Origin of the sequence: Streptomyces sp. NPDC002580 (assembly GCF_042889485.1) — a bacterium.
Classification (GTDB): Bacteria; Actinomycetota; Actinomycetes; order Streptomycetales; family Streptomycetaceae; genus Streptomyces.
In genome coordinates, this window is record NZ_JBIAQZ010000007.1 from 88,810 (window position 1) to 100,765 (window position 11,956).

The following is an 11,956-nucleotide window of genomic DNA, read 5'->3' on the forward strand; positions in this document are numbered from 1 at the left end:
CGGCACAGGATCTTCGACCATACTTCCGCTGTGGAGCAGCGCATAGGTTCGAAGAGCCAGCCCCTGGACGCCGCCGCGGTGAACCCGGCGTACGTCCCCGGGCTTACGTCACCCGTGCCGGCGGAGCCGAAGGACGTGGTCGAGCGGGCCGAGGAGGCCGCCGAGGAGTCCGTCTTGGACGAGGCGGTCTCCGAGGACGCGGCGACCGACGAGGCGCCCGCCGCCGAGACCCCGAAGGAGACCGACTCCGAGGAGGAGACCGACTCCGGGACGGAACCGGAATCCGGTACCGGGCCCGAGTCCGTTCCCGATCCCGAGGGTCCCGTCTTCGAGGCCGCCGACCGGCGCGCGTCGATCACGGCCGACCACAGAGGGGTACGCCTGCGTCTGGACGACCAGGAGGCGGAGTTCCGCTGGGACGAGATCGGCGCCGTCGAGACGGAGTCGCCGCGCTTCGGCAAGCGGTTCACCGTCACGGTGCACACGCCGGACCGCCGTTGGTACCCGCTGGAGATCGAGGCGAACGCCCGAGCACGCTTCAAGGAGTGGGAGGAGCAGCTCGACGCCGTCCTGGACGCCTACTTCGAGGACGGTGACGACACCACCGAGGCCGTGGAGGCCGGCGAGGACGCCCAGAACGGCACGTCCGTCACCGCGGCGGAGGCGGCGGAGGAGTCCGGCTCGGCGGCCGACACGGAAGCCGACGCCGAAGCGGAAGCCGATACCAAGGCCGACGTCAATGCCGAGGCCAAGGCCGACACCAAGGCCGAAAAGGCCTGAGCGGTACGGAAACCGCGCGCCCGGTCACCACGGGGCGCGCGGTTTCCCATGTCAGCAGTACTGCGCCGCCTTGCCGATGGACCGGTACATGCAGTCGGCGTTCTCCAGGAGTTGGAGCACCGCGTCCCGGTTGCGGGACGTCTCCCGCTCGATGACCTCGTCGGGCGGGTAGAAACCGCCGCCGGAGCTGGACGTCGGGTACATCTCGAAGGTGTAGTCGAAGATCTTCTGGGTGCCCCAGAGATAGTCGTCGATCGAGCCGTCCGTGATGTACAGGTCACTGGCCTGCTCGGCCGTGTAGCCGTTGCTGGCGGCCATCTTCTGGCCGACGGTCTTGAAGGCGTTGTAGTCGTCCGCCGTCATCCCCGTCGCCGTGTCGGCGTTGGTGTACCCGAACGGCCACAGCACCAGCTCGCTGTAGGTGTGGAAGTCGATGCCGGCCTTGATCTGCTGCTTTCCCCCGACGACCCGGCCGCGCACGAAGTCGGCGACGACCTTCACCTCGGGCGCGGACTCGGCCGAGGCGCCGCGGTAGGTCTCCGAGGACGTGGAACCCGAAGAGCCGCCGCAGCAGCCCCACTTGTAGTTCCAGTTGCGGTTCAGGTCCGTACCGACGTACGAGGAGCCGGAGTTGGGCTGGCGGTTCTTGCGCCAGGAGCGGTAGGAACCGCTCGCGATGTCGTACTCGCCGCCGTCCGGGTTCAGGTCCGGGACGATCCAGATCTCGCGGTTGTTCACCATGTTCGTGACGCGCGAGTCGCCGCCGTACCCGGCCCCGAGCTCTCGCAGCAGGTACAGCGCCATCTCCACCGTGAGGTGCTCACGGGCGTGCTGGTGGAAGGTGAGCAGGACCTCGGGCTCGCTCTCGTCGGTGGCGACGTTGTCGCTCACCTTGATGGCGACGATGTCCCGGCCCTGGTAGGACTTACCGATCACCTTCTTGCTCATGATGCTCGGGTACGCCGCGAGCCGCTGGTTGATCTCCGTGTTCATCTCGGCGTAGTTGTGGTACTTCGAGTCCGCCGTCGGGAAGTCGAAGAGGCGTACGTCGCCGGAGGCGGTGGAGCGGTCGGGCGCGGCGCCCAGCGGTGAGACGTCGTAGCCCTTCTTGCGCAGCGCGGCGATCTGGTCCGCGCGGCCCGAGACGACGACGGTCTCCTCGTCGGCCTCGTCCACGGTGACCCCCGACCGCTGGATCTCGGTACGGGACGCGGAGGTCGAGCTCTGGTGGATCTCGTACTGCCTGATGTCGTCGGACGACGGCCGAAGAGCCCTGGCCCCGCTTGCCGTGGCGTCGGTGGCGGTGGCGGTCAGGGGAGCCGCGAGAGCGAGCGCCGCGAGGACGGCGAGGGCGGCGGAGCGCCGGCCCCCTCTGCCTCTGCCGTCGGCGCTTCCGCTGCCACGTGGGCGAAGTCGCATGAAGTCTCCTTGTTTCTCCGTTAATTCCGGGATCTCCGGAATTGTGGGGGAGCGGAGCCGGGGGGCGGCTCAAGGTGACGTGCCTGGTGCGGGTGTGGCGCTCATGGTGGAGGCCGTGGCATGAGCAGGTCAATAGAACGCGGAGCCCGGTGGCGGGAATCGGCCGTGACGGGGTGCGGCGGCCCCCTCCGCGACGGCGTGCGGCGCGCGGTTCTCCCCCGGCGGCACAGCCGGACCCCGTCCGCCGCGGTCGCGGTGGACGGGGTCCGGGGAGGACGGGAGGGGGGCGGGGCTACATCGCGTGCACGTGCGGGCCCACCGCGTTCGACCAGGCGTTGCCGGCCGAGGCGTCCCAGTTCGTCGACCAGGTCATCGCGCCGCGCAGGCCCGGGTAGGCCTTGGAGGGCTTGAAGGAACCGCAGTTGGTGAGCTTGGCCAGGCAGTCGAGGGCGTTGTTCACGATGGCCGGGGAGACGTAGCCGCTGCCCGCGCCGCTGGTGGAGGCGGGGAGGCCGAGGCCGACCTGGGACGGGTCGAGGCCGCCCTGGAGCTGGATGCAGGCGAGTGCCGTCAGGAAGTCGACCGAGCCCTGCGAGTAGACCTTGCCGTCGCAACCGAGCATCGAACCGCTGTTGTAGTACTGCATGTTGACGACGGTGAGGATGTCCTTGATGTTCAGCGCGGTCTGGAAGTAGCTGTTCGACGTGGACTGCATGTCGATCGTCTGCGGGGCCATGGTGATGACCAGGGACGAGCCCGCCTTCGCGGACAGGGACCGCAGCGCCTGCGACATGTAGGTCGCGTTGAGGCCGTTCTCCAGGTCGATGTCGACGCCGTCGAAGCCGTACGTCTGCATCAGGGAGTAGACGGAGTTGGCGAAGTTCGCGGCCGACGCCGAGTCGCTCACCGAGATGGTGCCGTTCTGGCCGCCGATGGAGATGATGACCTTCTTGCCGGCGGCCTGCTTGGCCTTGATGTCGGCCTTGAACTGGTCGACGGTGTAGCCGCCGAGCCCGGCCGAGTCGAGGGTGAAGCTCACGGCGCCCGGCGTGCTCGTGGCGTCGGCGAAGGCGACCGCGATGATGTCGTACTGCGACTGCACGGCGGAGAGCTTCTGGACGGTCGCGCCGTTGTTGAAGTTCTGCCAGTAGCCCGTCACGGCGTGCGCGGGAACGGTCCCGCCGCCCCCGCCGCCCGAAGCGGTCGTCCTCCCGGTGACGGCCGACGACTTCGCCGACTCACCGGCCGAGTTGGTCGCCGTGACCTGGAAGGAGTACGAGGTGGAGGCGGAGAGCCCCGAGACGGTCGCGGAGGTCCCGCTCACCGCCTGGACCTTGGAGCCGCCCTGGTAGACGTTGTAGCCGGTCGCGCCCGACACCGTGTTCCAGGCCAGGGAGACGGACGAGGAGGTCGTGGACGGCACGGTGAGGCCCGCCGGGGTCGCCGGGACCGTCGGGGCCGGGTCGCCGCCACCGCCGCCGTCGGGGCCGAACACCGAGAAGTCGTCCGCGAGGTACCCGGGCTGCCCGTACCAGCCGTGGGTCCAGACCGCCACCGACGTCGTGGAGGCGCCGGTGGTGAAGGTGGTCGTCAGCTGGGTCCAGGTGGTGTTGGGCGTCCAGGTCGACACGTCCGTCGTCCCGGTGCCGGTCACACCGAGGTAGGTGTAGCCACCCTGCACCCAGGCGCTCAGGGTGTACGTCGAGTTGGGCTTCACGGCGACGGACTGGGAGCACTGGGCGTAGTCCTGCCCCGCGGGCGTGGCCTTCAGCGCGGCCGAGCCGCCGTGCACCGGCGAGGAGACGGTCGTGCCGCTGCCCGCCGAACAGGTCCAGTTGCTCAGGCCCGACTCGAAGCCGGCGTTCTTGACGTTGTTGACGTCGGCGGCCTGGGCCTGGCCGGCCAGACCGGTCAGGGAGAGGACGGACGCGGTGACGGCGGCGGCGAGGGCTCCCGCCCATCTCCGTCCGGGCATACGGGTGACGCGGTCCACTGGGGCCTCCAGGGAGGTGGGGGAGGGAGGGGGGAACGGAACGGTGGCCACCGCCGGTGGGTACAAGCTGGTCCAGACCAATCCGGTTGTCAAGACCTGTGGGGTCACCAACCCCCTTGAGGGGGCGTCGAGTTGTCGGAACCGCCTAACTCTCCGTTGATCACGCCCGCACCTTCGGTGAGATGATCTCGGAGATTCGGTGTTGAGCGGGCCATGCCGTGGATATGGTGCTGATGCAAGAGGACGTCACCGTGACGATCTGCGGCCGTATCCGGGTCGTCCGTGACGCTCCATGGCGATAAAGGGGCGATCTGAGGCGGTGGTTGACCACCCCGCCCCAGCGAACGGGGTGTGTGCAGCGTGCCGACCGCGATAGCCGTCACCAGTCCCGAACTGGTGCTCCCACCGCACGACCGGGGGACCCCGCCGGCGGTCGTCCAGCCGTTGGACACGCTGGAGAGCTCCCTCACCGGGATGCACGCGCTCATCGAGCAGCACGGGTACGTCATCTCCCTCTATCCGTCCTCCTCCGGCGGTCCGTCCTCCCCCGAGAACGCCGTCGTCCAGCGGCTGCACACGGTCCGCTCCGTCCTGGAGAGCGACCGCATCGCACTGCTCGGCATCGACCTGCCGCCGCTCGGGATCGCCCTGCTGGCCCAGCAGTTGCGCCAGCTGTCCGTCTGCGACTTCAGTCCCGGCGTCCTGGCCTCCGCCGCCCGGCTGCTCGCCCACTACATCTACGCCGGAGCCCTGCTCGGATCGGTCGCCAAGCTCGACCGGGTCCCGGTCTCGCTGAAGTCGCACGCCAAGTCGTGGGTACCGGGCGCCCAGTTCGCCGTACTCGCCAATCCCCGGCCCGAACTGATCAGAGTCGGTCAGGAGGAGCTGCCCGGGCCCGAGTTCGGCACGCGGCTGCTCTGGGCCGCCGGCCAGCCGCCCTCCGACTGGGTCACCACGACGCTCGCGCCCGCCTGGCGGGTCCAGGGCGTCGCGAGCGTCCCGCTGCCCGGCGAGTCGGCCCGCTGGTGGGGCACGCCACGGCTCGTCGAGTTCGCCGCGGGACTGTACGACGTCTCCGTCCTCTACCAGCTCGTCTCGTCCGTCCGGCGGGAGGAGTGCCGCTGGTGCGGCCTCGAACTCATCGGCGACCGCTGCGGGTTCTGCGCCGCGCCCCTGCCGCCGCCCTCGCCACAGGAGTCTCCGGCCCCCGCGGTCCGGGCAGCCTCCTCGGTACGCGCTCTGCCCCGAGGCGCCACCTAGGCCCCCCGGCACACCCGAACAGCACCAGGAACGACCTGCCCGACCCCGCCCGACCCGCACGCCCGCCCGACCCCGCCGTCCCCGTAGATCGAGGTTGTCCGGAACATGCTGCATCACCCCGGGGGCCGACCCCCGGAACCCCGGCAGGCACGACAGCCCGGTCCAGTCCCCGGTACCGCTCCACGAGGTGAGATTCGGTGAACTCGCGCCAGCGCCGCGGCGTCATCCTGCTGGTCCTCTCGGTCCTGTGCGCCCTCGGCGCCTTCGCCGGAGTCCTCTCGGTGATCCGCGACGTGAACTCCAAGGTCGGCCCCGAGGTCACCGCGTACCGCCTGAAGAGCGACATCGCCCCCTACAAGGAGCTGTCGCCCGACCAGTTCGAGAAGATCTCGATGCCGGAACGCTGGCTGTCGTCCACCGCCGTCACCAGCCTGTCCCGGATCCGCGGCAAGATCGCCGTCACCCAGCTGGAGAAGGGCTCCCTGCTCCAGGCCGACATGATCGTGGAGCGGCCCCGGCTCGCCGCCGGACAGCAGGAGATCGCCATCATGGTCGACGCGGCCACCGGGGTCGCGGGCAAGATCAACCCCGGCTCGCGGGTCAACATCTACGCCACCTTCAAGGCCGAGAACGACAAGGGCGTCGACCAGTCCAAGGTCATCGTCGAGAACGCCCGCGTCATCGACGTCGGCAAACTCACCGCCCTCGACCCCGGCCAGTCCAGCTCCGACCGGCGCAACAGCGCGAACCAGGCCGTCCCCATCACCTTCGCGCTCGGCACCGCGGACGCCCAACGCGTCGCGTACGCCGAGTCGTTCGCCGAGCACGTCCGGCTCGCCCTGGTCGCGGGCGGCTCCGACGCGGCCGTCACGCCCGGCGACCGTACGTACACCCTCGACGAGGACAAGTAGGAGGCCGCGCATGAGGTCCATGCCCACGGGGCCGCGCCGAAGGCCGCGCAGCAGGCCGCTTCCGACGGATCTCCGCGGCCCAGCGCCGCGGAGCCGTCGCGAACCCCCCGGGCGACGCGGGTGCGAGGGGCCGGGCCTATGACCGTCCGCATCCTTCCCGCCGTCGGCGACATCGACTCGGCCCGCGCGCTGACCACCCTGCTGAGCCAGCTCGCCGACACCGAACCCGCCCCGCCCGTCCCCGACTCGACCGCCCTCCTCGACACCCTCGCACGCCTCGCCGCCGAATCCCTCGACGAGCTGCCCGAAGTGGTCCTGGTCCACGAACGCATCGGCCCCGTACCGGCGTTGGACCTGATACGCGACCTGGTGATGCGCTTCCCGGCCGTCGGCGTCGTGCTCATCACCGCCGACGCCAGCACCGGCGTCCTGACCGCCGCCATGGACTCCGGCGCCCGCGGCATCATCGGCCTGCCGCTGGGCTACGACGCCCTCGCCGAGCGCGTCCAGGCCGCCGCCGCCTGGTCCGTCGGCATGCGCCGCCACCTGCACAGCGGCGCGCCCGAGCTGTACGCGGGCCCCGGCGGCACCGTCGTCACCGTGACCGGCGCGAAGGGCGGCGTCGGCGCGACCGTCACCGCGGTCCAGCTCGCCCTCGCCGCGAAGGCCTCCGGCCACAACGTGGCGCTGCTCGACCTGGACCTCCAGTCCGGGGACGTGGCCTCGTACCTCGACGTGCAGTTCCGCCGGTCGGTGGCCGACCTGGCCGCCATCAGCGACATCACCCCCCGCGTCCTCCAGGACGCCGCCTACACCCACGACAGCGGCATCGCGCTGCTCCTCGCCCCCGCCGAGGGCGAACGCGGCGAGGAGGTCACCGACCGCGTGGCCCGCCAGGTGCTCGGCGCGCTGCGCTCCCGCCACGACGTGGTGGTCGTCGACTGCGGCTCCCAGATGAACGCGGCGACCGCGGCGGCCGTCGAAATGGCCGACCAGGCACTGCTCCTCGTCACCCCCGACGTCATCGCCGTCCGCGCCGCCAAACGCATGGTCCGCATGTGGGACCGCCTCCAGATCCGCAAGGCCGAGGAGACCACGACGGTGGTGAACCGCTTCGGCCGAGGTACGGAGATCCAGCCGTCCCTCGTCGAACGCGTCACCGGCACCAAGGTCGCCCGCTCCACGGTCCCCGCCGCCTTCAAGGAACTCCAGTCGGTCGTCGACGCGGGGCGGTTGCAGGACCTGGACGCCCGCTCCACCGTCAAGCAGGCGCTGTGGGCACTGGCGGGCGAGCTGGGTCTCGTGGTCCCCCAGGAAGGCGGGGGCGGCGGCCGGCGCCGTAAGACCTCCCCGTCGGACCGGGGCGCGACGGCTGCGCGGCGACGGGGTGGCGACCGGGGCGCGGTCACCCTCGAATTCGCCGGGATGTTCCCGCTGCTGCTCGTCGTCATGACGATCCTGTGGCAGTGCGTGCTGTACGGCTACTCGTACTCGCTGGCCGGGAACGCGGCGGACGAGGCCGCCCGGGCCGCCACCGCCGCGTACGCGGTCAACGGTGACGTCGCGGGCGCGTGCGCGGCGGCGGGGAGCGGACATCTGCCGGGGGCGTGGAGCGGCGCCGACATCAGCTGCGGTCCGGCCGGCTCCGTCATGAAGGCGACCGTCGACGTGGACGTCCCGCTGTTCTTCCCGGGGTTCGACGCCGGCTGGCACGTGAGCGGAAGCGCGGGCGCGGCGCTGGAGGGGGACGACGGATGAGGCCGCACCTCCGGCGCGCGTTCCGTGCCACGAGTGGGCCCGGTGCCACGCGCGGTCTCCGAGCCGTGATCCGGCGGCCCGGCACGGTGGTCCGGCCCCGCTCGGCGGCCCGGCCGCGGACCGCGGCCCGGCCCGGCCGCTCAGGCGGCCTCCGGGCCACGCGCCGACTCCGCGGCGACCGGGGCGTCTCCATCCTGGAGTTCACCGGGTTCCTGCCCATCCTGCTGCTCGTCGGCATGGCCGCCGTCCAGCTCGGCCTCATCGGGTACGGCGTCAACCAGGCCGGTTCCGGGGCACGGGCCGCCGCGCGGGTCCAGTCCCAGGGAGGCGACGGGACGGCGGCCGGACAGGCCGCCGTGAGCGGCTGGCTCGACCCGCAGGTGTCGCCGGAGGGAGGGCCGGGGTCCGACCTGACCACCGCCACCGTCCAGGTCACCGTCCCCGGCGTCATCCCCTTTCTCGGCCCCTACCCCGTGTCCCGCCGCGTCACCATGCCCACCGACGACTGACCGGGAGGAGCCGACACCATGAGCCTGCGTTCCCGTATCGCGGCCCCCGACGAGGGGGGACCCGACCGAGAGGACGGACACCTCGTCGCGGTCTACCGCGCGAAACTCCTCGAGGAGATCGACCTCGCCGAGATGTCCAGCCTGGCGGCCGCCGAACGCCGGGTCCGTCTCGAACGGGTCCTCGGCCACATCATCAGCCGCGAGGGCCCGGTCCTCTCCACCGCCGAACGCTCCCAGCTGATCCGCCGGGTGGTCGACGAGGCCCTCGGGCTCGGCGTCCTCGAACCGCTCCTCGCCGACGCCTCGATCACCGAGATCATGGTCAACGGACCGGACTCGATCTTCGTGGAACGAGCCGGCCGGGTCGAACAGCTCCCGCTCCGCTTCGCGTCCGGCGAGCAGCTCATGCAGACCATCGAACGCATCGTCTCGACGGTCAACCGCCGCGTCGACGAGTCCAACCCGATGGTCGACGCCCGCCTGCCCACCGGCGAGCGCGTCAACGTCATCATCCCGCCGCTCGCCCTGACCGGCCCCACCCTCACCATCCGCCGCTTCCCCCGCGCGTACACGCTCCCGGAGCTGATCGGACTCGGTTCGCTCGACGAGCAGATGCTCATGCTGCTCGCGGCCTTCGTCCGCGCCCGCTTCAACGTCATCGTCAGCGGCGGCACCGGCAGCGGCAAGACCACCCTCCTGAACGCGCTCTCCGGCCTGATCCCGTCCCACGAGCGCATCATCACCATCGAGGACTCCGCCGAACTCCAGCTCCAGCAGGATCACGTCATCCGCCTCGAGTCCCGCCCCCCGAACGTGGAGGGCAAGGGACAGATCACCATCCGCGACCTGGTCCGCAACTCGCTGCGCATGCGCCCCGACCGCATCATCGTCGGCGAGGTCCGCGGCGGCGAGACCCTCGACATGCTCCAGGCCATGTCGACCGGCCACGACGGCTCGCTCGCCACCGTCCACGCTAACTCCGCGGAGGACGCCCTCATGCGCCTCCAGACCCTCGGCTCGATGTCCGAGGTGCAGATCCCCTTCGAGGCGCTCAAGGACCAGATCAACTCCGCCGTGGACGTCGTCGTCCAGCTGTCCCGGGGCGCCGACGGCTCCCGCAAGGTCACGGAGATCGCGCTCCTCGTGTCGCACGGCCGCGAACAGTTCCGCGTCGTCCCGGTGACCCGCTTCGTACCCCGCCCGGTCGGCCCCGACCGTGTCGTCCGGGGCCACTTCGAGCACCTCCCGCTGCCACGCCCGATCGCGGAGAAGCTGTACGTCGCCAACGAGCCGCTGCCGCCCGCCTTCGGCGTCACCGAGGCCATCGACGTGCTCAACCCGAGGCAGGCGATCGGATGACGCCCCCCATCTCCGAAGGCAGGCAGTCATGAACGACCCCGCCCTCCTCGCGCTCGGCGGGACCGTCCTCGGCGGCACCCTCGCCGTCGCAGGCGTGCACTCCTACGCCTCGGGCCGCGCCCAGCGCCAGGCCCTCGTCGACCGGCTCGCCGGCGGCGGCCCGCTCCGCACGGCGTCCGGCCGGGTGCGCCGCTTCGCGGGCATCGACCGCCGGCTGCGTCGCACCCGCCTCGGCCGCACGATCCACCTGCGCCTGTCGGCCACCGGACTCGACCTCACGGCGGGCGAGTTCGCCACCTACGTCACCGCGGTCGTCATCGCCCTGTGGCTGATCGCCGCCGCGACGCTCGCCCCCTTCTTCGGCCCGATCGCGGGCGTCCTCGGCGTGTGGAGCGCGGCCTTCTTCCTCAACTGGCAGCGCCAGAAGCGCATCGAGGCCTTCATCAACCAGCTCCCGGACGTGGCACGCCTGCTGGCGAACGCGACGGCGGCGGGCCTGGCCCTGCGCACGGCGCTGGCCATGGCCGCGGAGGAGCTGGAGGCCCCGGCCGGCGAGGAACTCGCGCACGTGGCGGACCAGTTGATGCTGGGCCGCACCATCGACGACGCCCTCGGCGAGCTCTCCGAACGGCTGCCGTCCCGCGAGCTGATCGTCCTGGTCACCACCCTCGTCCTCGCCAACAAGGCGGGCGGCTCCGTGGTCAGCTCCCTGCGCAACCTCACCCAGACCCTGGAGGACCGCAAGGAGACCCGGCGCGAGGTCCGCACGATGCTCTCCGAGGTCAACGCGACCGCTTTCACGGTCCCCTTCCTCGGCATCGGCTCCCTCGTCCTGATCAACTCCTCGAACGAGGGAGCCCTCGCCCGGGTCACCGGCTCCCCGCTCGGCCAGGGCCTGGTCCTGCTGGCCCTCGGCCTCTACACCGTGGGCTTCTTCGTCATCCGCCGGCTCGGCAAGATCGAAGTGTGAGGGAGGGGTCATGTTGCCGCCACTGCTGCTCGCCGTCCTGATGGGCGCGGGCGTCGCGGGCGTCCTCCTGGGCGTCCGGATGATCCGTGCCGATGCCAGGCTCCCCAGCGACCTCGCGCTCGCGCTGGAGGTCGGCGGCACCCGGGTCTCCGCCGCTGACTCGGCCGTCGACCGCCTCGGCATGCGCTTCGCGCCGACCGTCCTGCGCCTGATGGGCCCCCGGCGGGTGGACGCCAAACGCCGCCGCATCGACATGGCGGGCAACCCCGGCGGTCTGACCCTGAACCGCTACGCGGCCCGCCGTGCCGTGTACGGCGTCTTCGGCGTCGTCCTCGGCCTCGTCTTCCTCTCCAACGGCCAGCTCCTCTTCGCCGTGCTCACCCTCGCCTTCGGCCTGGTCGCCGCGGACGCCGCCATCTGGCAGGCCGTCCGCGAACGCAAGGAGGTCATCGACCGCACCCTGCCCGACTTCCTCGACGTCCTCGCGGTCGTCGTCTCGGCGGGCCTCGGCTTCCGCCAGGCACTGGACCGCGTCGCCGAGAAGTACGAGGGGCCCTGGGCCGACGAACTGCGCATCACCCTGCGCCAGATGGACATGGGCGTCAGCCGCCGGCAGGCCTTCGACGAACTCCGCAGGCGCAACTCCTCCGAACAGGTAGCCCAGTTCGTCTCGGCCCTCCAGCAGGGCGAGGAACTCGGCTCCCCGATCGCCGAGACCCTCATCCAGCTCGCCACCGACATGCGCCGCACCGACGCCCAGAACGCCCGCCGCCGCGCCGCCAAGACCATCCCCAAGGCCACGATGGTCACGCTCGTCTTCATGCTCCCGGCGACGATGATCCTGATCGCGACGGGCATGTTCCTGGGCTCGGGGACGAACTTCGGCTCGATCCTGGGGCGCTGATGGACAGCCTCAGGCACAGGTACGCGCGGATCGGTGCCGACAGCGGACAGCGGCCCTCCTCACTCGGCCAGGGCCAAAGCCGGGGCCCTGGCC

At 71.3% G+C, this 11,956-nt stretch carries 10 protein-coding genes; 8 read left to right on the forward strand and 2 right to left on the reverse strand.

Annotated features, from left to right (window positions below):
• The first annotated feature begins 30 nt into the window (after positions 1-30).
• A complete protein-coding gene (locus ACFYW7_RS21985) occupies positions 31-780 on the forward strand; it encodes a hypothetical protein (RefSeq protein WP_389504825.1) in 750 nt (249 codons plus the stop codon).
• Positions 781-831: 51 nt separating this feature from the next.
• Here the strand turns inward: ACFYW7_RS21985 and ACFYW7_RS21990 are convergent, their stop codons facing one another.
• Both ACFYW7_RS21990 and ACFYW7_RS21995 read right to left on the reverse strand, forming a co-directional pair.
• Positions 832-2,199, reverse strand: coding sequence for a M14 family metallopeptidase (locus ACFYW7_RS21990; protein WP_389504827.1), 1,368 nt, complete (start codon positions 2,197-2,199; stop codon positions 832-834).
• A gap of 292 nt (positions 2,200-2,491) precedes the next feature.
• The gene (locus ACFYW7_RS21995; protein ID WP_389504829.1) at positions 2,492-4,174 is read right to left on the reverse strand and encodes a chitinase; all 1,683 of its coding nucleotides are present in this window, start codon (positions 4,172-4,174) and stop codon (positions 2,492-2,494) included.
• Positions 4,175-4,552: 378 nt separating this feature from the next.
• Between ACFYW7_RS21995 and ACFYW7_RS22000 the strand changes: the two genes are divergently transcribed.
• The 7 genes from ACFYW7_RS22000 (at position 4,553) to ACFYW7_RS22030 (ending at position 11,863) form a co-directional block, all read left to right on the forward strand.
• Positions 4,553-5,452 carry a hypothetical protein gene (locus ACFYW7_RS22000; RefSeq protein WP_389504831.1) on the forward strand — a complete coding sequence of 300 codons (900 nt, stop codon included), beginning with the start codon at positions 4,553-4,555 and terminating at the stop codon, positions 5,450-5,452.
• A gap of 197 nt (positions 5,453-5,649) precedes the next feature.
• The gene (gene cpaB / locus ACFYW7_RS22005) at positions 5,650-6,363 is read left to right on the forward strand and encodes a Flp pilus assembly protein CpaB (protein WP_389504833.1); all 714 of its coding nucleotides are present in this window, start codon (positions 5,650-5,652) and stop codon (positions 6,361-6,363) included.
• A gap of 138 nt (positions 6,364-6,501) precedes the next feature.
• The gene (locus ACFYW7_RS22010; RefSeq protein ID WP_389504835.1) at positions 6,502-8,121 is read left to right on the forward strand and encodes a CpaE family protein; all 1,620 of its coding nucleotides are present in this window, start codon (positions 6,502-6,504) and stop codon (positions 8,119-8,121) included.
• A 68-nt stretch (positions 8,122-8,189) separates the two neighbouring features.
• The gene (locus ACFYW7_RS22015; protein ID WP_389505566.1) at positions 8,190-8,630 is read left to right on the forward strand and encodes a TadE/TadG family type IV pilus assembly protein; all 441 of its coding nucleotides are present in this window, start codon (positions 8,190-8,192) and stop codon (positions 8,628-8,630) included.
• An 18-nt stretch (positions 8,631-8,648) separates the two neighbouring features.
• Positions 8,649-9,989: a CpaF family protein gene (locus ACFYW7_RS22020; protein WP_389504837.1), complete on the forward strand. Its 1,341-nt coding sequence runs from the start codon at positions 8,649-8,651 to the stop codon at positions 9,987-9,989.
• Positions 9,990-10,017: 28 nt separating this feature from the next.
• A complete protein-coding gene (locus tag ACFYW7_RS22025; RefSeq protein ID WP_389504840.1) occupies positions 10,018-10,959 on the forward strand; it encodes a type II secretion system F family protein in 942 nt (313 codons plus the stop codon).
• Positions 10,960-10,969: 10 nt separating this feature from the next.
• Positions 10,970-11,863 (forward strand): DUF5936 domain-containing protein, encoded by an 894-nt coding sequence (locus ACFYW7_RS22030; protein ID WP_389504842.1) that lies wholly within the window; start codon positions 10,970-10,972, stop codon positions 11,861-11,863.
• Positions 11,864-11,956: the final 93 nt, after the last annotated feature.

What these genes read in the sequence shown, in the direction of transcription:
- ACFYW7_RS22025 (WP_389504840.1), top strand. Translation starts at nt 10,018, where the DNA reads ATGAACGACCCCGCCCTCCTCGCGCTCGGCGGGACCGTCCTCGGCGGC.
- ACFYW7_RS22030 (WP_389504842.1), top strand. Translation starts at nt 10,970, where the DNA reads ATGTTGCCGCCACTGCTGCTCGCCGTCCTGATGGGCGCGGGCGTCGCG.
- ACFYW7_RS22020 (WP_389504837.1), top strand. Translation starts at nt 8,649, where the DNA reads ATGAGCCTGCGTTCCCGTATCGCGGCCCCCGACGAGGGGGGACCCGAC.
- ACFYW7_RS22010 (WP_389504835.1), top strand. Translation starts at nt 6,502, where the DNA reads ATGACCGTCCGCATCCTTCCCGCCGTCGGCGACATCGACTCGGCCCGC.
- ACFYW7_RS21990 (WP_389504827.1), bottom strand. Translation starts at nt 2,199, where the DNA reads ATGCGACTTCGCCCACGTGGCAGCGGAAGCGCCGACGGCAGAGGCAGA.
- ACFYW7_RS21995 (WP_389504829.1), bottom strand. Translation starts at nt 4,174, where the DNA reads ATGCCCGGACGGAGATGGGCGGGAGCCCTCGCCGCCGCCGTCACCGCG.